Source organism: Nitrosomonas sp. HPC101 (assembly GCF_009833125.1).
Classification (GTDB): Bacteria; Pseudomonadota; Gammaproteobacteria; order Burkholderiales; family Nitrosomonadaceae; genus Nitrosomonas.
Window position 1 is genome coordinate 1 of sequence record NZ_QRCC01000013.1, and the last position, 21,219, is coordinate 21,219.

Annotated in this window: 20 protein-coding genes and 4 tRNA genes; 8 read left to right on the forward strand and 16 right to left on the reverse strand. The window is 48.0% G+C overall.

The features are described 5' to 3' along the window. The 9 genes from ABO04_RS09815 to ABO04_RS09855 all read right to left on the reverse strand — a co-directional run. The coding region (locus ABO04_RS09815) for a GTP-binding protein (protein WP_240141388.1) at nt 1-155 on the reverse strand (155 nt) is incomplete at its 3' end. 64 nt (nt 156-219) lie between these two features. Further along, nucleotides 220-294: transfer RNA gene (locus ABO04_RS09820), tRNA-Thr, on the reverse strand. A 35-nt stretch (nt 295-329) separates the two neighbouring features. After that, nucleotides 330-403, reverse strand: a tRNA-Gly gene (locus ABO04_RS09825). A 113-nt stretch (nt 404-516) separates the two neighbouring features. Continuing rightward, nucleotides 517-601, reverse strand: a tRNA-Tyr gene (locus ABO04_RS09830). Nucleotides 602-704: 103 nt separating this feature from the next. After that, on the reverse strand, nt 705-2,861 hold the full coding sequence (gene pilQ, locus ABO04_RS09835) for a type IV pilus secretin PilQ (RefSeq protein ID WP_160810502.1): 2,157 nt from the start codon (nt 2,859-2,861) through the stop codon (nt 705-707). Next, nucleotides 2,861-3,388, reverse strand: a complete 528-nt coding sequence (locus tag ABO04_RS09840) for a pilus assembly protein PilP (protein ID WP_160810503.1) — start codon at nt 3,386-3,388, stop codon at nt 2,861-2,863. Before ABO04_RS09840 ends, pilQ begins: the two co-directional genes overlap by 1 nt. Next, nucleotides 3,385-4,035: a type 4a pilus biogenesis protein PilO gene (locus ABO04_RS09845; protein ID WP_160810504.1), complete on the reverse strand. Its 651-nt coding sequence runs from the start codon at nt 4,033-4,035 to the stop codon at nt 3,385-3,387. Before ABO04_RS09845 ends, ABO04_RS09840 begins: the two co-directional genes overlap by 4 nt. Then, nucleotides 4,032-4,643 carry a PilN domain-containing protein gene (locus ABO04_RS09850; protein WP_160810505.1) on the reverse strand — a complete coding sequence of 204 codons (612 nt, stop codon included), beginning with the start codon at nt 4,641-4,643 and terminating at the stop codon, nt 4,032-4,034. Before ABO04_RS09850 ends, ABO04_RS09845 begins: the two co-directional genes overlap by 4 nt. Then, a complete protein-coding gene (locus ABO04_RS09855) occupies nt 4,630-5,772 on the reverse strand; it encodes a pilus assembly protein PilM (protein WP_240141512.1) in 1,143 nt (380 codons plus the stop codon). Before ABO04_RS09855 ends, ABO04_RS09850 begins: the two co-directional genes overlap by 14 nt. A gap of 163 nt (nt 5,773-5,935) precedes the next feature. On the opposite strand from ABO04_RS09855, the gene ABO04_RS09860 reads away from it, so the two are divergent. After that, the gene (locus ABO04_RS09860; RefSeq protein WP_160810506.1) at nt 5,936-8,251 is read left to right on the forward strand and encodes a penicillin-binding protein 1A; all 2,316 of its coding nucleotides are present in this window, start codon (nt 5,936-5,938) and stop codon (nt 8,249-8,251) included. A gap of 540 nt (nt 8,252-8,791) precedes the next feature. Further along, on the forward strand, nt 8,792-9,064 hold the full coding sequence (locus ABO04_RS09865; protein ID WP_160810507.1) for a hypothetical protein: 273 nt from the start codon (nt 8,792-8,794) through the stop codon (nt 9,062-9,064). 86 nt (nt 9,065-9,150) lie between these two features. Here ABO04_RS09865 and ABO04_RS09870 read toward each other — a convergent pair whose 3' ends face one another. Continuing rightward, nucleotides 9,151-10,200: a folate-binding protein YgfZ gene (locus tag ABO04_RS09870; RefSeq protein ID WP_160810508.1), complete on the reverse strand. Its 1,050-nt coding sequence runs from the start codon at nt 10,198-10,200 to the stop codon at nt 9,151-9,153. Between the two features lie 23 nt (nt 10,201-10,223). Here ABO04_RS09870 and ABO04_RS09875 point away from each other — a divergent pair, with 23 nt between their 5' ends. The 3 genes from ABO04_RS09875 to ABO04_RS09885 all read left to right on the forward strand — a co-directional run bounded on the left by ABO04_RS09875 (nt 10,224) and on the right by ABO04_RS09885 (nt 13,545). Next, on the forward strand, nt 10,224-10,703 hold the full coding sequence (locus tag ABO04_RS09875) for a protein YgfX (protein ID WP_240141513.1): 480 nt from the start codon (nt 10,224-10,226) through the stop codon (nt 10,701-10,703). A 377-nt stretch (nt 10,704-11,080) separates the two neighbouring features. Then, a complete protein-coding gene (locus ABO04_RS09880; protein WP_160810509.1) occupies nt 11,081-12,442 on the forward strand; it encodes a hypothetical protein in 1,362 nt (453 codons plus the stop codon). Further along, entirely contained in the window at nt 12,439-13,545 is a 1,107-nt protein-coding gene (locus tag ABO04_RS09885; protein WP_240141514.1) for a phospholipase D-like domain-containing protein, read from the forward strand. The genes ABO04_RS09880 and ABO04_RS09885 overlap by 4 nt, the downstream gene beginning before the upstream one ends. A gap of 515 nt (nt 13,546-14,060) precedes the next feature. Here ABO04_RS09885 and ABO04_RS09890 read toward each other — a convergent pair. Further along, nucleotides 14,061-14,375 carry an Lpp/OprI family alanine-zipper lipoprotein gene (locus tag ABO04_RS09890; RefSeq protein ID WP_345853368.1) on the reverse strand — a complete coding sequence of 105 codons (315 nt, stop codon included), beginning with the start codon at nt 14,373-14,375 and terminating at the stop codon, nt 14,061-14,063. Nucleotides 14,376-14,615: 240 nt separating this feature from the next. Beyond that, nucleotides 14,616-15,248 carry a glutathione S-transferase family protein gene (locus tag ABO04_RS09895; protein WP_160810511.1) on the reverse strand — a complete coding sequence of 211 codons (633 nt, stop codon included), beginning with the start codon at nt 15,246-15,248 and terminating at the stop codon, nt 14,616-14,618. 530 nt (nt 15,249-15,778) lie between these two features. Between ABO04_RS09895 and ABO04_RS09900 the strand changes: the two genes are divergently transcribed. Continuing rightward, complete coding sequence (locus ABO04_RS09900) at nt 15,779-16,198, forward strand: YqaA family protein (protein ID WP_160810512.1); 420 nt, start codon at nt 15,779-15,781, stop codon at nt 16,196-16,198. Between the two features lie 20 nt (nt 16,199-16,218). Here ABO04_RS09900 and grxD read toward each other — a convergent pair whose 3' ends face one another. The 4 genes from grxD to hemA all read right to left on the reverse strand — a co-directional run bounded on the left by grxD (nt 16,219) and on the right by hemA (nt 19,878). After that, entirely contained in the window at nt 16,219-16,527 is a 309-nt protein-coding gene (gene grxD, locus ABO04_RS09905; protein WP_160810513.1) for a Grx4 family monothiol glutaredoxin, read from the reverse strand. 146 nt (nt 16,528-16,673) lie between these two features. Next, a complete protein-coding gene (gene prmC / locus ABO04_RS09910) occupies nt 16,674-17,540 on the reverse strand; it encodes a peptide chain release factor N(5)-glutamine methyltransferase (protein WP_240141515.1) in 867 nt (288 codons plus the stop codon). Nucleotides 17,541-17,548: 8 nt separating this feature from the next. Then, nucleotides 17,549-18,628, reverse strand: a complete 1,080-nt coding sequence (gene prfA / locus ABO04_RS09915; protein WP_160810515.1) for a peptide chain release factor 1 — start codon at nt 18,626-18,628, stop codon at nt 17,549-17,551. Next, nucleotides 18,625-19,878: a glutamyl-tRNA reductase gene (hemA, locus tag ABO04_RS09920; protein ID WP_160810516.1), complete on the reverse strand. Its 1,254-nt coding sequence runs from the start codon at nt 19,876-19,878 to the stop codon at nt 18,625-18,627. Before hemA ends, prfA begins: the two co-directional genes overlap by 4 nt. Before the next feature lie 183 nt (nt 19,879-20,061). Here hemA and ispB point away from each other — a divergent pair, with 183 nt between their 5' ends. Together ispB and ABO04_RS09930 are read left to right on the forward strand one after the other, a co-directional pair. Further along, complete coding sequence (gene ispB / locus ABO04_RS09925) at nt 20,062-21,030, forward strand: octaprenyl diphosphate synthase (protein WP_160810517.1); 969 nt, start codon at nt 20,062-20,064, stop codon at nt 21,028-21,030. Nucleotides 21,031-21,121: 91 nt separating this feature from the next. Continuing rightward, nucleotides 21,122-21,198, forward strand: a tRNA-Pro gene (locus tag ABO04_RS09930). Nucleotides 21,199-21,219: the final 21 nt, after the last annotated feature.

Below are 21,219 nucleotides of genomic sequence, written 5' to 3' on the forward strand. Positions count from 1 at the left end.
GAATCTATCTGAGTGTACGACTTGGCCTCTCCACCAAATTTTCTGGTCAGTATCGTCGTGATCGCCGCCGTTAACGTCGTCTTACCATGATCCACGTGACCTATCGTCCCTACATTCACATGCGGCTTTACCCGCTCAAATTTACTTTTCGCCATTACGTCTGTTTCCTTTTATTAATTCTTGCATCAGCAATCCAACAACCCTGGCCGCAGCATAATCTGGTGCCCATGGCCAGGATTGAACTGGCGACCTCTCCCTTACCAAGGGAGTGCTCTACCACTGAGCTACATGGGCATATAGAACAAGAATATCATCCTCGCCGCATATGGTGGAGCGGGTGAAGGGAATCGAACCCTCGTCGTAAGCTTGGAAGGCTTCTGCTCTACCATTGAGCTACACCCGCTTGTGCCCGGCTCACCTGCCTTACACTTGAACAAACAGCTACACTATCCGCAATAGCTAGCGCGATCAGATTAATCCAGCACTACACACATCTCTGATTTGCATTACCACAACTGGTGGAGGGGGAAGGATTCGAACCTTCGAAGGCAGAGCCGTCAGATTTACAGTCTGATCCCTTTGACCGCTCGGGAACCCCTCCAAAATAGCAGGGCATTATGAACGTTTACCCTGGTCAAGTCAATGCTATAAGCACAGCTCGGCACACAAAATCCCTGACACTGTCTCACCTGTTTATTTTCAGATTAATTCAGCGCGGATCGAATACTATTACTCAGATTCTCGTTCAGGATACGGGGCGTAACAAATATCAATAGCTCCCGTTTATCGTCACGCTGCGCGGTGTTTTTAAATAAACTCCCCAATATTGGCACATCCCCCAGTAATGGCACTTTGTTACGATCCCGCTTTTCGACCTGCTCAAATATGCCGCCAATAACAACCGTACCACCATTCTCAACCAGAACTTCGGTAACAATCTGCTTAGTATCAATGGCCGGACCGGCCGGTGTATTCTCTCCACGGGTATCCTGATTAACCTGCAGCTTCATAATGATATTGTCATCAGGGGTGATTTGCGGTGTAACTTTAAGACCAAGAACAGCTTTCTTGAACTGAATCTGTGGCCGCGTCACACTGATTGTTTGAAATGGAATTTCCGTACCCTGCTCAATGCTCGCTTCCACACGATTAGCCGTCACCAGACGCGGACTAGCAATAACGCGGCCCTGACTATCCGATTCCAGCGCAGAAAGTTCCAGATTAATCAACGTGCCGTTGTTAATCTTGATCAGACTCAGACCAAGCGCCGCTGGCCCGCCTGTAACACCTGCTAACGCGGCTGCCGGCAGATTGACGTTGAGATTATCTCCGCCGGCAGGCACTCCGCCAGCAGCCAGATTACTGGAACTACCCAGGTTGCCGGAAATACCAAGATTCCTCCCATTAGCCCGGCTTCCGATCCGGGTTGCATTCTGCACCCCAAAACGCGCTCCCAGATTACGACTAAATGTATCGGTTGCCTCAACGATACGTGTTTCAATCATGACCTGGCGCACCTGGGTGTCGAGGTTGGCCACATGCCGAGCCACCTCTACAAGCCTGGTGGGAATATCCGTAACAGTCAGGGTATTGCTGATATCATCAACCTCCACCGAACCACGCTGGCTCAAAATACCTTTAAGCGGAATCGAACTGGCAGTCCTGTAATTCAATCGAAAGGCCTCTGTTTGCAACACCTCCAGCTCGGTTATCTGCTGATTCTGCTCCAGCTGCAATTTTTCCCGAGCTGCCATTTCTTCCCGTGGAGCGATAAAAATCACATTACCCACTCTGCGTTTATCAAGATCATTCGTTTGCAGCACAATATCCAGCGCCTGATCCCAGGGAACATCTTTCAGTCGCAAGGTCAGATTGCCTTTAACCGAATCGCTGGCAATAATATTCAGATCAGTAAAATCAGCAATGACCTGAAGAATCGAGCGAATCTCGACATCCTGGAAATTAAGTGAAAATTTCTCGCCGGTATACCCTCCATCAATCAATTTCTTGTGAATGGGCACATCATCACCTTCAATCACCGATCTGACTTCCATCACAAAATAAGTCCCTGTCTGATAAGACGTATGCTCCCAACGTCCCTTCGATTTAATAACCATCTGCACGTTACCATCCCGTGCAACGGTCTCGATCGTCTGCACAGGCGTGGCAAAATCCAGCACATTCAACCGTCGCTCAAGATTAGGGGGTAAATAAGTTTTCATGAATTCAATAAGTAGCCTTCCATCCTGGCTATGTACATTAACTACCGCGCCTGGCTGTGACAGCTCCACTTCCACCCTGCCCTCGCCTTGTGTGCCACGATGGAAATAAATATCCCGCAAACTTAATTGCACCTCACCTCTTGCTGACGCGGGAACTGAAACAGCAGCACGATTAGGTGAATCAGTCAGCTCATCGCTCTGAAGTGATATCAGCAAATGGTTACCTTCGATACTGGTTTCATACCTGGCTGATTTTGACAAATTCATAACCAGACGTGTGCGACCCTCAGCAGGTACAATATCTATATTCTTTATCACGCCACGACCGGATATCTTGCCAGCAGATGTACCCAGCGCACTGGCAACCTGTTCCAGATCGAAATAGAGACGATAGGGATTATTCAGCAATACACCCGCAGGCGGAGTCGCAATCGGTCGATCCAGAACCACTTTAACAATCAAACGGCCATCCGTCCGGGCTGAAATATCCAGTGCACGGAGGATATTTACTGACGTTGATGCAGCCACAGCCTGAGCAACCCATACCGCCAGCAAAAATACCAATAAATACTGCCAAACTCGGCGGACATCCACAATTATGTAATACATGCTCCGTTTATTTTTTATTACCCAATTCATTATTTCCGCTCCTGAGTTTGCAGCATAAGCACACTGGCTCGTTCAACCCATTCGTCCGCGCTACCGCGTGTAATCTCCCTTAATTTGACTTCCTCTTCAGAAATCTCTGTAATCAAACCGAAATTCTGCCCGAGATAATTGCCGGCTCTGACGCGATGCACCGTGTTATCCGGCGCCTTGACCAGGGCAAAAATATACTTCCCGCGCCGCAGTGAACCGACCATAATCAGATTTTCCAGCGGAAAACTTTCCAGCGCCTCCTTGGGGCGTTTCAGATCAGGCTGCAATTCATTCCGGTCAGATTTTTCCTGCCTGTTCCTGTGGCTGCTGAAAGGATCCGGAATTTCAAAAGCCTGATACACAAAATGCTCCAGTGGTTTGATTTCAGGCAAGGGATCCACTTTTCCCTTCAACCCCGCCCCCGATTCCCTGACAAAAGATTCCAGATCTTCATAGCCATTCTGACTGCATGCAGCTGTAAACAGCGCTATCATTACAAACACTTGGCAGCTGAATCGATCCTTCATGACGCTCCCTTGGCATTCTTCTGCTTGTTTTTTTCTGCCATTTCCCTTTTACGCTCCACAATTTCCTCATCGTCTAGGTAACGAAAAGTTTTTGCCGTTGCGTTCAATATCAATTGACGATCCTTACCAGGAAGGATTTCAATATCCTGCAAAGTGACAATACGCGGCAGCTGGGCCACATCACTGCTAAAAGCACCAATATCATGATAATTACCCGTTACCCTGATGGAAACCGGAAGCTCGGCATAGAATTCACGCACTGTTTCCTTGGCATTGGGCTTGAACAGCTCAAACTGCAATCCCCGCCCAAGTCCGGCCCGGTTAATATCCACCAGCAACGCATCCAGCTCGGACTTGTTAGGCAGCTGTTTCAGCAAGGTACCCAGCGTTCGCTCTACCTCTGCCAATTGCACACGCAAGAGATCGAGATTGACTGCACTGTTTTTTTTAGCCTTAAACATATTTTTTAATGCATCTTCTTCTTGCTGTACCTGTTCCAGAGCTTCCCACTGTTCCTCCCAATCCAGAAAATAACCCGCCACCATAAGCGTCCCCAACAGCACTGCAAGTACACCTGCCTTGAGCGAGACAGGCCAGCTGCCCGGCTCATTGGGATCAACACGGCGCAACTCTTCCAGCAGGTTCATGGCTGTCTCGCCGCTGAGGTAATTCCTGATGCCATTTCATCTTCTCCGGCAAGATCATTCTCTTTCGAGAATTCGACCAACCCGACATTCAGATCAAATTCACTGAGTTTGACGCCATTTTCTGTAGCCGCCTTAATTTCAATCAGCAATGGCGCCTCCAGCCAGGGTGAAGCATCCAGATGACGCATCAGCGTTGAGACCCAGGCATTGGATTGGGCATAACCCGTAAGATGAAGATGCTCATTCGTCTGTTTCAAACTCTTCAGATAAACCCCCTCTGGTAACCGCCTGGCTACTTCATCCAGCATATGCACTACCTTGATACGATTTTCCTGCAGTGATTCGACAATCTCCTTGCGTGCCAGCATCTCCTGAATTTTTTTCTTGATTGATTTTATTTCGGCGATTTGCCGATCGAGAACAGCAATCTCATCTCGCAGATACTGATTACGCCCGTTTTGATGATCAATTCTGTCCATCACCATTTCATGTACCCCCCAGATAATCAGCACACCCAAACCGACAACAAGACCAGCCAATACGGCAAATTGCTGCTGGCGCGCCTTACGTTTGAGTTCACGATGCGGGAGCAGATTAATACGTATCATGATGCTCGAATCCTCGCATGGCCAAGCCACTGGCAGTTAATAGCACCGGGGCATCCATCTTCAGCTGCCGTGGCGCAATCCGACCAGACAGCGTCATACCAAAAAATGGATTAATCACTTGGGTAACCACCCCGGTACATTCAGATATAATTTCCTCAAGCCCCGGAATCACTGCACACCCTCCTGACAGGGAGATATAGTCAACCTGGATATATTGGGTGGAGGTATAGAAAAGCTGTATCGCCCGAGCCACCTCCAGCGCGATCGTTTTACAAAATGGTCGCAGCACATCATTTTGATAATTCTCTGGCAGCGTACCGTTACGCTTGACCACCTCAGCTTCTTCCGGAGAAAGATTGAACTGATTCTGAATTTCCTGCGTCAGTTGATTTCCACCAAAGGATAAATCCCGCATATAGATGGAGATATCGTTTAACAGTACATTGATCTGGGTAACACTCGCACCAATGTCTATGAGAGCGACTACCTTATCCTTGCCGCTATCAGGCAGCTGACAACCAACCACCCTGGAAAAAATAGCCTGGGCAGAAAATTGCTCGATATCCATCGCCATCACCTTCAAACCGACAGACATTGCCGTTGCCACACGATCTTCCACTTTGTCTTTACGCGCAGCCGCCAGCAGCACTTCCATTTCTTCCGGATGATCGGGAGATGGCCCGATCACCTGAAAATCAAGATTGACTTCATCCATTGCAAACGGCACATACTGATTAGCTTCTGTTTCAACCTGAAATACCAAATCATCTTCCCGCAAGCCTGCGGGCACATTGACTTTCTTGGTAATGACTGACGTCAGTGGCAAAGCCATCACAATTTTTTTCTGCCGCGTTCCCATTCGTTTCAAGGCGCGCTGGAGACAGTCAGTCACCTGTTCGATCTGATTAATATCTCCATCCTGCAAAGCGCCCATCGGCATTGGTTCGATAACATAACGTTCCAGGCGATACGATTGCGGCGCTCCACCTTTTCGGGACAGCTCCACCAACTTGATTGAAGACGCGCTGATATCCACCCCCAGCATTCTGGATGTACCCATCAGCACACCGAAATTGATATCAAGGAATTTCTTCAGGAAAGATTGATTCAAAATCATGTCAGCTTCCATTTACGCAATATCCCGACCATAAAATTCTCATCTGGGTGCGGTACATCAACCGAAACCGATTCTGACAGGCAGGTGCAAAAATCAATTCATGCAATAACAATTGATATACCCTTTATAATCTTGTTCTGGATCATTTTTTACTGACACGACACTCTGCCTCTTGATGCTATTCCGCTGGTTTTTCCGTTTCCTTCTGACCATTCTGGCTGCTGGTTTACTTGCGACGTTACTGGTGATATTCGCAGCCTTGGTCACGCTACCTTCCTTACCTAGTCTTGATATGCTGACTGATTACCGCCCGAAGATACCTTTACGGATTTACAGCGCTGATGGTTTACTGATCGGGGAATTTGGTGAAGAACGCAGGGATTTCGTAAAAATAGAAGATGTGCCGAAATCCCTCAAACAAGCCATTCTGGCAGCTGAAGACGATCGTTTTTACCAGCACTACGGAGTTGATTACATAGGTGTTTTGCGTGCTATTTATTCAAATTTCACAGCGGGCAGCACACTCCAGGGTGCGAGCACCATTACCATGCAAGTGGCGCGCAATTTCTTTCTAACCAAGGAAAAAACATTTACCAGAAAATTCAGTGAGGCATTGCTGGCCTTTAAAATTGAACACAGTCTGGAAAAAGATCGTATTCTCGAGTTATATATCAACCAGATTTACCTTGGTCAGCGTAGCTATGGCTTCGCTACCGCAGCACAGACTTACTTTGGCAAAAAACTGCCCAACATCAATCTAGCTGAAGCAGCCATGCTGGCCGGACTCCCCAAAGCACCTTCGCGCTACAATCCAATTGTCAATTCTGAACGTGCAAAAACACGGCAGCAATACGTATTGAGGCGGATGCACGAGCTCGGATACCTCTCTGCCGATCAACTCGCGCTGGCAAGGAAAACCCCTGTTGTAATCCAGCGCCAAACCAAAGTATTCGCCATGCCGGCTGATTACGTCGCAGAAATGGTGCGTCAGGTTATTTACAACCGCTATCGTGAAGAAGCTTATACTCGCGGAATCAGGGTTTACACCACACTGAGAAAGGCGGATCAGGAGGCAGCCTACCGCGCGCTGCGCGAAGGTATCATGGAATATGACAGCAGACATGGTTACCGTGGTCCGGAAGCATTCCTGAAACTGCCCGAAGATCTCGGGGATCATGAAGCATTGCAAGACATCATGCAGAATATCAGCAACAGTGATGATATTCTGGCGGCTGCTGTCCTGTCTGCAGCACCCGGTACTGTTGAAGCTTTTCTCAAGAATGGGGAAACAATTCGCATTACTGGCGACGGTCTGAAAGCAGCCAGCAGGTACCTTGGCAAAGACCCTAAGATTACTGAAAAACGCATACGTCCTGGTGCCCTGATTCGGGTAAAAAAGACGGGAAAAAACAGCTGGCAGATCACTCAACTACCCGAAATAGAAGCAGCTTTAGTTGCAATAGATCCAAACGATGGCGCGATTCGCGCACTGGTAGGCGGATTTGACTACAACCTTAACAAATTCAATCATGTAACCCAGGCTTGGCGCCAACCGGGATCAAGTTTCAAGCCGTTCATTTATTCCGCCGCACTTGAAAAAGGCTTTACCCCGGCTACCATTATTAATGACGCCCCGCTGTACCTGGGATCCGAGCAGACAGGTGGCAAGGCTTGGGAACCCAGGAATTATGACGGCAAATTCAGCGGTCCGATCAGAATGCGCACGGCATTGACTCATTCGAAAAATCTTGCATCCATCCGTATTCTTCAGGCCATTGGTCCCTCCTACGCACAGGATTACATCACCCGCTTCGGCTTCGATAAAAAACACCACCCGGCAGTCCTTCCCATGGCGCTTGGCGCCGGATCAGTCACTCCGATGCAAGTAGCCATCGGCTATGCCACTTTCGCCAACGGGGGATACCATGTCCCTCCCTACTATATTGAACGGATTGAAGACGAGCATGGAAAGGTTATTGAACAGACACGTCACGCCACTGCAAACCAGAATGCCAAACAGGTTATAGATCCACGTAATGCATTTCTGATGACAAACATGATGCAGGATGTCGTTCAGAGAGGCACTGCTGCCCGGGCAAAAGCACTTGGCCGCAATGATATTGCCGGGAAAACGGGAACCACCAGCAATGCCTTCGATGCCTGGTTTTGCGGTTTCCAAAAAAATCTGGTCGCTGTTACCTGGATAGGTTTTGATGACCCCAAATCCCTGGGAAGTAAGGAAACCGGAGGGCGCGCCGCTTTGCCTATCTGGATCAAATATATGGCCAGCGCACTTAAATCAGTACCTGTCACAAAAACACCTCTTCCAAAAGGAATTGTTGTAGCCAAGATTAATTCTGAGACCGGCTTGAGAGATCGGTTCGGGACGCTCAACGAATACTTCTTTCAGGAACAGCTCCCCCCCGAAACTGATTATTCTTTTCAGGATCCTGATTTTATTGAACAATTTGGAACCCTACCAAGCTGGTAAAGTACCAGAATCCGTTTTCTGCCAGATTTTTCTTGCGTATCACAATTATTGGCGAGGCATTCGGATAGCAACCGACTTCTCAGGCAAATGCGTCAATTAAAGACGGCGTATGTATTATGGTGGAGTTGGCGCGGGAGGAGGGAGCTGCTTGCAGCAACATAAAAGGTATTCTCCTATCCATCTTCTGCCTGTTGTGGAGTATCTGCGTTGACCCGAGTCTCTGCCAGTGTAATGCCGTTTAATGCAGATGCCGGATTCTCAGTCCCTTATCGCCCCCTCTTCAACTGCGGGCTCAACATTCTCCATCATACTAGCCGGGATACTGTCAAATATCTGTTCAACCGGCTGTTCTGGGACAGACAGAATAGAAAGATCCAACAAACGGTTGTCATGAGATTATTTGCTGTGGCAGGCAAACCTACATCAGACATGGCAAGTAAGTTCAGCATGGTTATCCTCAGAGAAATTTGCTCTTGTATCATTAATATCAAGCAATTCTGATGCCATTATCTTGCTTTCATTGGCTGCTTGCGCAAAGTTATGCGCCGTATATTTATCCAGCTGGCGCTGTTCCTGTTTTTGCAGGCGGAATTGGTCATCAGTGATGTACAAATGCGCCAATGGATGGGGCTATACGCTGCTGCAGGCCATCAGACGAAGTCATCCGTGATATGTGCTGAGATTGCCGCTTATAGTGAAGTGGACAAGGCTGTGACTGCGATGCGTGCCGGAACAAACGATTACCTGCCCAGACCATTTATCGCACAACCCGCTGACGCATATCAAGCGCTACCTGCTGACTATTCGCGATGAGGATGCGCAGGTAATCATGGCAGATAATTCAAACCGCCTCGCACCAGGGTAGCACCTGCTGAATCGCCGAGTATACCAGAGGAGGATCAGCTCATTGAATAAGGCAGCGACTGGATGACCAACTGCGGGCCATCCAGAGTTTTGCAATGAACGGGATGTGCTTCTGCGCTGCTGACCTGGATCACCGCCAGCACATCAATCCCGCCTGTGGGTGAGGGAGCTGCGTTGACAATCATCCCGCATGCCTGATCACGAGCATCCGCGCTAAACAAACTATCGCCTGCTGCAATTTCCGATAAGGCATCCAAAGCCAGGTGTGCCCGATACATGCGACGTTTTACCTTGCCAAGGTATTGAGTACGGGCAACAATTTCCTGGCCAGGATAACACCCCTTCTTGAAACTGACCCCGCCAATCGCATCCAGATTGATCATTTGTGGAATAAATTGCTCCTGAGTCGCTTTGAAAATTGCCGGGATTCCCTCCCGGATTTCCAGCCAGTCCCAGATTGCAGCACCCACACAGTGTGCCTGCCCGTTCAATTGTTTCCACAATAAAGGCGCATGCGCCGGCGATACCAGGATTTCAAACCGATTCTCATTGTGGCAGATCACCTGTCCGTCCAGAATGGACGTTATCGACAACGGCTCGGTGGAGAAGGTCACACCCGGTAGAATATCCTGTAGCAACGCGTAAGCATTCCTGCCGGCAACACCAATACGGATGCATTTATCTGTATCATCCTGAATCGATACCTTTGCCCGCAGTACAAACATTTTCAGGCGCTTGGCAATGGCATCCACCAGCTCTACTGGGAGCTGCATCAGATAGCCTTGACTCGAAATATCCCGCCACAACAAAAAACTGCTAAGCAAGCGACCTTTGGGCGTGCAATAACCGCCATAGGTCGCTTTGCCGGAATCGGTTGTGCGGATATCACAACTGAGCTGGCCCTGCAGAAAGTTGTGCACATCGTCACCGGAAAAATGGATCAGACCGAGGTGGGAGCCATCCATCAACAGCAGTGCCGATTCTGCTCGCGCCAGCTCAACCGCAGGTTGGCCAAAATGCACTACCCGGTTTTGTTCAATGCAGGCATTATGGCTTGTCAGAAATGTAAACCAGTCGGGATTCATGAATAAAACGGAAAAATATTACGTTGGACAATACCCATAACCAACCGATGAATGAGTTGTCAATCCGGCTGCAACCCTCCAGACAACTGGCCATTTTGCTGGGTCTTGCGCATTGTACGGCAGCCGGCGTGTTCTGGCCATTGATGTTACCCGTAATGGTGAAGATTATGATTACCTTGCTGCTGGCAGGCAGTCTTTACTGTTATTTGCGGCGTTATGCCTGGCTTATTTCTCCACAATCTGTCGTGGCGCTGCACCTGACCGGTAAAAGCAGTTGTAAAATAGAAACTTACGAGGGCCAATCTATCCACACCTTCATTGATGCCAGCACCTTCGTCGCACTCTACATGACTGTGCTCTGTCTGAAAACAGCACAAAAAAACCGCTACCATACGGTGATCATCCTGCCAGACAGTATTGAAACGGACAGCTTCAGGCGATTGCGCGTCTGGCTAAGGTGGAAATGGCAGGAACAATCTTCAAATAAAGAAAAACAGCATTGATCACGAATCGACCGGAACAAGGCACTGCATAGCGCACTCGCCACACCAGACCGAATGAACTTTTTTATGTGAAAAATATGGATTCCGAATTTTCAGGACATGCAATGATGCCGGTTGGCAACCCGGTACCAAACTGGCAAAATCAGCTGCTTTCAGGAACCCGTTCAGGAGCTTAAAATCCCTGCTCTTTTACCCTAAGGCGTGTTGAAACCACGGCATAATCATATGCACTGTACGATTCGTACCGGCGGCACGGAAACTGCATCGAATATACGACGTCTGTTCTGGTCGTATAGCCCGTCATAGAATCTTGTCCGCTTCCACCGTCAATTCAGCAATCAATCTGCCTAAAACCGACATCCACAACAATTTTCAACATGAAAGCTCTGTTTTTTCTTCGTCACTATAACGACATCGATCACATTACTCCGGTTGTTTCAAAATGGATCGAATCAGGTCACCACGGGGACGTAATACTGCTGGGACATCCGAAATTTCTTGATGACTATCGCATTCAATTTCTGGGTAGCCTCAACCGTGTTCGTATCGCACATATCCGGGAACTACTGCCTCCCTTGGAGTTTTTTCGGTGGCGCCTGCAGACATTCCTATTGATCAGAGGTGTCAGGCGCATTTTTCTCCTTGGCAAACTTGCCGAAGTGCTGGCAAAGCTGTATGACGCTCATAAACGTGCACCGATCTGGCAGAGTTCGGCCGAACGGTTATTGAACCGTACTTTTGCTGATAGCGATGAGGGTGTCATCGTGTTCGATTGGGTAACCAGCGCCTCGCCCATCGCGATCGAATGGATCGAAACGATTGTCACGATGGCAAAAACAAAAAGGCTCGGCGCGATATCTCTACCGCATGGTGACAGCCCTCATGCCAACCAGCTGATACGCCACCATGAACGGGCTATAAAACCCAATATCCAGTACGCAGACGCAAAAATATTTGACAAACTCGTGGTACCCAACGAGTTATGTGCGATTCGCTTTCGGCCATTTCTGAGCAACCAGGCGATCGCCGTACTCGGATCGCCACGCTATTGTGACGAATGGCTGAATAAACTGGCCACGTTGTCACCACCTCCCCGGCTAAACACCAATCCGGACACCCGACTGAGAATCGTCCTGTTTCTGAGAAAACGTGAATTCACCACATTCTGGGAAGAGGTTAATGTAATTGTGGACATGATCGCCGTATTCCCTGGCGTGGAGCTGATCATCAAGCCTCATACACGTGGTGGCTGGAGACAACCTTTAACCAAAAACGCTTCTCTGCGCCGTCTTCTGAATGTCAGCGTGGCGGAAGATCATGTTCATTCCGTCTCCCTGATGAACTGGGCGGATGTCATTATTGATCTGGCCACCTCAGTAGTGTTTGAGGCGGTCAAAGCCGGGAAACCTGTCCTGGCTGCTGATTACTTGCACGCCGGGCGATCAGCCCTTGCACACTTCATGCCTGAAACCGAGCTGAGATGCCGTGACGATGTATACAGGCTGATCGACAGATTCTTAACCATCGGTTGTGATAATTTTTACGTTGAAACACATCGTCAACGCTTCATCAATGAAATGCTGCATGTCGGTGGAGCCAATGTCCTGCCGCGTTATGTCACTTTGCTCGAACAACAGGCAAGGCGGGTACAACCCGGAGAAGCCGATGAAACAGCCAATCGGAACCAGCCTCATCAATCAATGCGGGAACGAATTAAGACATTATGTGGATTTTATTGAGCAAAGTCCTGGCTTTACAGGCAAAAACATTCTCCGCGCCCGAGATCCACTTTGGCGGCCCTGACTATCCTCGCGAGAGATTACGCAACCTGCTGGAAGATCGGATTGCTGCTGTACCTGCCGGCGGGTCTATCAATTGGGTAACCTATTACTTCCGTGATATCCGTCTGGCAAATGCGCTCATTCAGGCACACCAACGCGGTGTTCAGGTCACCTTGAGCCTTGAGGGTAGGCCACGCATTCCTTACGCCAATGATGCGGTAATCGCTCTTCTCAAGGGACCAAGAGGCATTGGTAGTGCACTTCGTATTATTACTATTCCCGGCTTGCCATCACCTTCATCAAAATCATGGAAACCTCAGATGCACGAAAAACTCTATTGTTTTTCACACCCTGAGCCAGTTGCCTTCATCGGCTCGTTTAATCCGTCTGGAAATGGTCTGGAAGATGATCCCGAAATTATCCGGGAAATTGGTGACCAGGATCGTGGTTATAACGTTTTGATCGGGCTTAAGGATCCGGTACTGGTCGAAAAACTGACAGAACACGCGAGACAGTTACACCAGCATCCCGTCGGGCTTTTCCATCGTTTCACCATGAACGCAAGCAGCGATATCCGTGGTACAGACACCGATATTTATTTCTGGCCCAGAACAGATGCGCATCCTGTTGTACGATTTTTGCCCAACACCGGTAATAGTACTCGTATACGTATTGCTGCCTCGCATATCCGAGCGGAAAGTGTAGTTGGCATTATGGAAAAACTGGTAAAGCAAGGTGCCGACCTGGAAATACTGGCAGAATCGACGTTCAGACGCGTTACCAAAAATGTGGAACAGCGCCTGCTTAATGCCGGAATCCGCTTCAAACGGATCCAGCACTCCGAATCACTGCCCATGCACCTCAAGTTTGCACTGATTGAAAAAGATGGTTGTGCGTGGTCAATCTTCGGGAGTTTTAACTGGACCAAACCTTCATTTTGGCTAAATCACGAAATTGCCGCTATTTCCAGCAATCCGGTTATTTTTGAGTCTTTGGCAGACTGTTGGAGCAAATTAGAAAAAAGAAGTGCCAGGCCGGCATCGGATCCGGCGGGTTATTAAAAATAATCCAATCTTTCTTCCAATAGCTCAAACGTAGCGACATCACCTTCTCTGCCATATTTCACATCATAATTCCTTGTGAAATATGGCTGGAGAAATTGCGCGTTATTGATCCGCCCATCAACGAGAAAAACGCGCCAGGAAAAAGCTGATTCTATCAACAACAGGTCACCCGACATCACTGTGCGTTCATCACAGCTAAAGCTCAAACCATTAATACCTCCCTGCACATCCTTAGGAGAGGATCCGTCAAGAATTCATTTCTCAAGCAATCACAGATTTCTTCCGGATATTTCAGCTGAACACAATGAAAAACAGATATCCCTGGCAGGAATAGCATTCGCCATTTACAGAATCAAGATAGGTTTTTATTATGGAGCAGGCAATACCGCAGAACTTACAAGAACCAACTGGTTGAAATACTACCCCGAACCCACTTTATTTCATATGGATAAATGCAAGAGCTCATATCACAAATGAACAAGAAGAACCCGGGGTAGTTACAAACAATTACCTTATTTATGCATCGCACGTTTAAACATGCGATCAATCTTAGTCTCGGTATCAATCGAGCGCGCATTGGCTTCATTAGCCTTATCCATCGCTTGATTAGCAATATTTACTGCATCGTTAGCAGTTGCCCTGGCAGCTGCTGCATCTGATTGCGCTGTAGAAGCATTGGATTCCAATGTATCCACGCGAGATTTAAGTGCATCAAAATCACCCGTCGTTGCACATGCTGACAAACCTGCACAAGCACCCACCAGCGTCAACATTGATACCAATCTTTTCTTATCCATATCATTTACCTCCTTAATAAAAACAAACACAACTACTCCACATTTTTACTCACTACTTCAGGAAAAACAGTGAGTAACCCTGCCCACTTTGTATTGCATTGCAAAACAAATATAATCAAACCAGAACCTCAACCGATCATTTTAAGTGCCAATGATAACCATTCCGGTTTGCACTCCACCCACTTCAGTGTAAGGATCAGGTTTCACATCACCACATTTGTCGCGATTTTCCATGGCTCTGAAAAATACCGCATGAGAAATACGCCTGTCCTATGTCTTCAGTAATGCCTTGCTCAGTTCAGCACTGGGTCGCGCTGCAATACGGTCGAACCAAGGACCTATATTCGGCAAACTGTGATCAAACGGCTGATTGACTGTCTGACCAAAATCCAGCCATACATAAAGCCAGATATCGGCAACCGTAAAACGCTCGCCACACAGATACGAACCTGCTTCAAACATATCATCCAACCAGTGCAGACGATCCTGCGCTACCCGCTTCAGCCCCTCTGCCGCTTCTGGCAAAACTGGGATTCTGGACTCAAACCGCTCCAACCCCTCGGCATAATGGTATGCGTTGTGTATGAATTCTGTGATATTGAGCTCTACCCGGCGCCACCACTGACGGGTTTGTGCACGCTGTTCGGGCGTGTTCCCGATCAAAACGGGCGAAGGGTTGAGTTCTTCGAGATATTCTGCAATAGCAACAGCTTCAGCTAATATACTATCGTCATCCAGACGTAAAGCTGGAGTCTGGCCCGCCGGATTGACAGCCAGATAGGCCGACTGACGATTTTCTCCTGTCATAACATCGACCGTTACCGCTGGTAACTGTAATTTTTTTTCCAGCAAGAACATTCTCAGACAACGCGGTGCAGGACTATGAGCATCATAAATCAGCATGGATCAACTCCGTTATCGAGCGTGCTCACTATACAAAGTAAAGTATGCATCCTAATCATTATCACTTACATGAAAATGCCTCGTCCGCAAATATTTTATTAAGCTTAAACCCTTTATTTACTGTATGTCCAACTGTGATTTCCGGAATCATTAACATGCACACCTCCGACTTCCTGCATTAGTATATACAATTATGCAACCAGAATATGCAGCATTGAAAAACAACCTAGAACATGACGCAATCACTGCTATTTAACTGATAATGATGCTTGTAGCATTCTCATCTTCTTGCATTCTGAAGAACCACTTTCATGCCACTATTCCGGATTATGACAGGCACTAATGTACTCCTCTGTCTTCCACACCGATCACGTGACAGATTCAGTAGATGCCAATTTGCTTCTGCCCGCTGATAAAAACAACACTGACTATGATGTTAAACTAGCCACAGCAAGCACGCAATTTGCAGACATTTTCTGTAGTAATCTGGGATTTACCAGCAATTATGAAGAAACCACACTACCATTCGCATGGATGAAAACGCCAGCTTGCTGGCACTCTTTACCAGCAGTTTTCTTGCCGCAACATTACTACCTGGAGGATCCGAGGCGGTGCTTGTCGGGGTATTAATCGCCTATCCGGATCTATTTTGGCCAGCGCTGAATGTCGCCACGCTGGGGAATACACTGGGGGGATTGAGCTCTTATGTGATTGGTCATTTGCTGCCCGATGAACAGGCCCTGTCAAAGAAGATTAGCCGCCACGCTCATGGACTGGAATGGACTCGCCGCCATGGAGCCCCCATACTCTTCTTCTCCTGGCTGCCACTCATCGGCGATGTATTATGTGTGGCTGCCGGATGGTTACGAATCAACTGGGGCTCCGCGGCATTTTTCATTGCTATCGGAAAATTTGCACGCTACTGGGTAATCGCTTCAGCAATCAGCTAGGAATTAACAAGTAGGCAAATTTATTTTTCCAAAAGTTTCTTCAGTTCGCCATTCTGAAACATTTCAGTCATGATATCTGATCCACCAACAAACTCGCCGTTGACATACAGCTGAGGAATGGTAGGCCAGCTGGAATAATCCTTGATACCCTGTCGTATTTCCGGATCAGCCAATACATTTACTGCAAAAAAATCCTCAACACCACAGGCATTCAGTATTTGTATGGCATTAGCAGAGAAACCGCACTGTGGCTGCTGCGGAGTGCCTTTCATATACAAAACCACCGGATGCGTTGATACCTGTTGCTCAATAGAATCAGCGATATCCATATTTCATCTCCTCTTTAAATTGAAAAAGCAATGACCTGTTCCCCGAATAACAGACACTTTAGCCAGGATAAATCTATATGAGCCCCCCCCAGCCGATATCCTTCATTCTACTTGGATCTTTATATTCCGGATCGGAATACGAATTGTCATGCTGGAATCGAGCCATATTGCCCGCCTGTTACCCTATCTATGCCGGCAAGATCCGGTCTGGTGAATATATGGATAAAACCGGTTTTATCCAGCAATCTGCGGCAGGCATCGGCCTGATCGTGCCCATGTTCAAACATTAGCCATCCGGAATGTTCCAGATAGTCCGGAGCCTGAGTAACGATTTTGCGAATACAATCCAGACCGTTATTCTGAGCCACCAGTGCGATAGCAGGCTCAAAACACAGGTCGTCCAGATGCGAGTCTCCCTCAGCTATGTAAGGTGGATTGGCCACAATCACATCGAATTTTTCATTGATAAAACCCGAAAACCAGTCGGCTTCAACAAATACCACATTCTCTGCAGAATGTTTTACGGCATTTCTACGTGCCACCGCTAATGCCTGAGGAGAAAAATCAACTGCCGTCACATTAACATCAGGACGATGTCTGGCAATTGTAATTGCAATGGCACCGCTTCCGGTCCCCAAATCAAGAATGTTACAACGCCGACCGCATGGAATTTTAGACAATGTTGTTTCCACCAGTAGTTCCGTTTCAGGGCGAGGAATCAAAACATCCGGAGTGACTTCAAAAACCAGATCATAAAACCCTCTTTCACCCATCAAGTATGCGACTGGTTCTCCTGCAATACGTCTCGCAAGTAGCTGTTGAAAACATGCGATTTGTTCCAAGCTGAGTGGCAGTTCCGCATGCGTCATCAGAAAAACTATATCCACGCTCAGAACACTTTGTAACAGCCAGTGTGCGTCAACCCGATCTATAACACATGCGGCACTTCGTAAAATCGCGCCGATTGTAACAGACGCGTCCATACTTTCCTGTTGTTGTACTGAAACAAGCATATCCTTCGTCATCTTTCGATCATGGCAGCTAACTGTACGGCCTGATGTTCGGCGGCCAAAGCAGAACATAGCTCATCCAACTCGCCATCCAAAATCTGTTCTATTTTATAAAGAGTAAGATTGATTCTGTGATCAGTAATTCTCCCTTGTGGAAAATTATAGGTGCGAATTCGCTCTGAACGTTCACCGCTGCCAACCAGCGACTTCCGGGTAGCTGCCTGTTCAGCTTGCTGCGCACGCACCTGCTTGTCAAGAATACGGGCAATCAGAACACTCATCGCCTGTGCTTTATTCTTATGCTGGGAGCGCCCTTCCTGACATTCAGCCACAATTCCCGTCGGCAAATGGGTAATTCGTACAGCCGAGTCTGTTTTATTGATGTGCTGCCCACCCGCTCCGGAAGCGCGAAATGTATCGATTCTTAAATCAGCCGGGTTCAGCGTCACATCGGAAACTTCATCCGCTTCCGGAAGAACCGCAACGGTACAAGTCGAAGTATGCACACGCCCTTGTGTCTCAGTCACCGGAACACGCTGTACACGGTGCGCACCTGATTCAAATTTAAGTCTGGAATACGCGCCATGACCAATAATCCGGGCGATAATTTCCTTGTACCCGCCAACCTCGGAAGGATTTTGAGAAACGATTTCCACTCGCCATCCCTCCCGTTCTGCATAACGGCTATACATGCGAAACAAATCACCTGCAAACAAAGCGGATTCATCTCCTCCCGTACCTGCCCGTATTTCCAGAAAAATATTGCGCTCATCATTTGGATCCCTGGGTAACAGCAGCTTGAGCATCTCGGTTTCAATACTCGCTAGTTTCTGTTTGTCCGCATCAATCTCGGCTTCAGCAAAATCCCGGAATTGCGGATCCGCACTCATTTCCCTGGCTGTGACCAAATCTCGCTCAATCTGCTGATAAGCATGATAAAGCCCGGTCACCGGTTCAATTTCCGATCGTTCACGCGAAAGTTTTCGATAATTATCCAGATCAACCGTAATCTTTTCATTGCTCAACTGCCTGTCCAGCTCCTCCAGCCGTACACTCAGTCGGGTAAGCTGATCAATGATTCCCTTATTCATTGCGGGTGACGTAGCTGATACAGTCGATTGACAAGTTCGATGAGTTGCTCACGTTCGCCATCGGTTGCCTGGTTAAGCACAGAGGAAGGAAGGTGAAGAAATTTATTGATCAATCCCCTGCTGAGCAGCTCCAGCACTTTTGCAGGATCTTCTCCCTTGGCCAGTAATTTATGGGCGCGACCCAGTTCATGCTGACGAAATTCCTCGGCCTGGTCGCGTAGTGCGCGAATGGTTGGAACAGTCTGCCGAGTGGCAACCCAGTGCATAAAGTCCATGACATTCAAATCGATAATTGTCTCCGCTTGGGTAACCGCACCCTGACGATTATCCAGCCCTTCCCTGACAATATCAGCCAAATCATCCACGTAATACAGAAATACATCATCCAGTTCCGCTACTTCTGGTTCAACATCCCGTGGTACAGCCAAATCAACAATAAAAATCGGACGATGCTTGCGCAACTTGACAGCACGTTCCAGCATTCCCTTGCCAAGTATTGGCAACGGACTTGCAGTCGAGGTGACAACGATGTCATGCAGCGCCAGTTGATCCTGCAATTCTCCCAAAGAGATTGGGTGCGCATTAAAACGCCGTGACAGTGTTTTTGCCCGCTCCACAGTACGATTTGCAACCGTTATATGCATGGGATGTCTGGCAGCAAAATGGGCAGCACATAGCTCAATCATCTCACCGGCGCCGATAAACAACACCTTTTGCTCGCTAATGTTGCCAAAAATCCTCTCGGCAAGACGTGCTGCAGCTGCTGCCATGGAAACCGAACAGGCACCTATTTCTGTGGAAGTACGTACCTCCTTGGCTACAAAAAATGTGCGTTGAAACATTTTATGCAACAGCAGTCCCAGTGTTCCCGCCTGTTCAGCTGATTTCACTGCATTCTTCATTTGCCCCAGTATCTGCGCTTCGCCCAGCACCATGGAATCCAGTCCGCTGGCAACGCGAAATGCATGTTTTACAGCCTGCTCCCGCGGCAATTTATACAGGTAGGGTTCAAGGACTCCGGTCCGGAGATGATGAAAATCAGCCAGCCAGCCAACAGCTTTATCAGGTGTATCAGTGTTACAGTATATTTCAGTACGGTTGCACGTTGAGACGATAGCCGCCTCCTTAACCAGCTGGTGACTCACCAGATCATGAAGCGCATGCTGCATCGACTCTTCCGTAAAAGACACATGCTCCCGTACATCTAAAGGTGCAGTATGATGGTTGACACCAAAAGCAAAAAGTTGCATGAAAAATATCCTGATGACGCCAATTCAAAATTGGCTAATTATAACGGAAGTTATACCGTCCCAATCAATGGAAGTTCCATGGCAATACGCTGCACGGTATGTATCCCGACTGTTCTGCTTGCGGGAATCCTTGACACCCGGGTAGAGACATTTCTACCATAGCGGTTTCTTCGGGGAGTCATTGTGTCAATCGAGTCAATCAGAAACGTTATCGCCAAAGATATGAGCGAAGTTGATAACGTTATCCAGCAAAAGCTTCATTCTCAAGTTGTTCTTGTTCGGCAGGTCAGCGAATATATTATCCACAGTGGCGGAAAAAGACTACGGCCAGCATTAGTCATTCTGGCTGCAGGATTATTCGATTACAAAGGTGCTCACCATCACAATCTCGCTGCCGTCGTCGAATTTATCCACACAGCCACACTATTGCATGATGACGTGGTAGATGAATCCCGGTTGCGCCGTAATCAGGTCACAGCCAATGCGCTGTTCGGCAACGCTGCCAGTGTTCTGGTTGGTGATTTCCTGTATTCACGCGCTTTCCAGATGATGGTAGAAGTCGATAACATGCGAGTCATGGAAGTACTGGCTGATGCAACCAATACTATCGCCGAGGGCGAGGTGCTGCAGTTACTCAACTGCCGTGATTCGAACGTTGAAGAAGAAAACTACCTGCAGGTTATCCGCTTCAAAACCGCCAAACTGTTTGAAGCAGCCAGCCGGTTAGGAGCGATACTCGGCCAAGCCACTCCGGCTGAAGAAGAAGCGCTGGCTGCCTATGGTATGCATCTGGGCACCGCGTTCCAGCTGGTAGATGATTTACTGGACTATTCGGGCGATGATCACGACACAGGCAAAAATCTGGGTGACGATCTGGCAGAAGGAAAACCAACACTGCCACTTATATTTGCCATGCGCGCCGGCATGCCCGATCAGGCAAATACTGTCCGTCACGCCATTGAATCCGGTGGGAAAGATGGCTTTGAACCCGTACTCAGAATCATCCGGGAAACCGGCGCGCTGGATTACGCAAAACAGTGCGCCCATAAAGAAGCCAGTATGGCCACCTCCGTAATCTCTACGCTCCGTGATTCTATCTATAAGCAATGTTTGCTAGAATTGGCAGAGTTTGCTGTTTCAAGAAATTATTAACGCACGCTGTGATCGCCAGTTTCAATAATTTCCACTGGATAGCCTGAATATTTTCTTACGGATACTGTTTTATTCGATAAACTTTTTCATTCGGGGTGTAGCTCAGCCTGGTAGAGTACTGCGTTCGGGACGCAGGAGCCGGAGGTTCAAATCCTCTCACCCCGACCAAACATTTAAATAAAATCAATA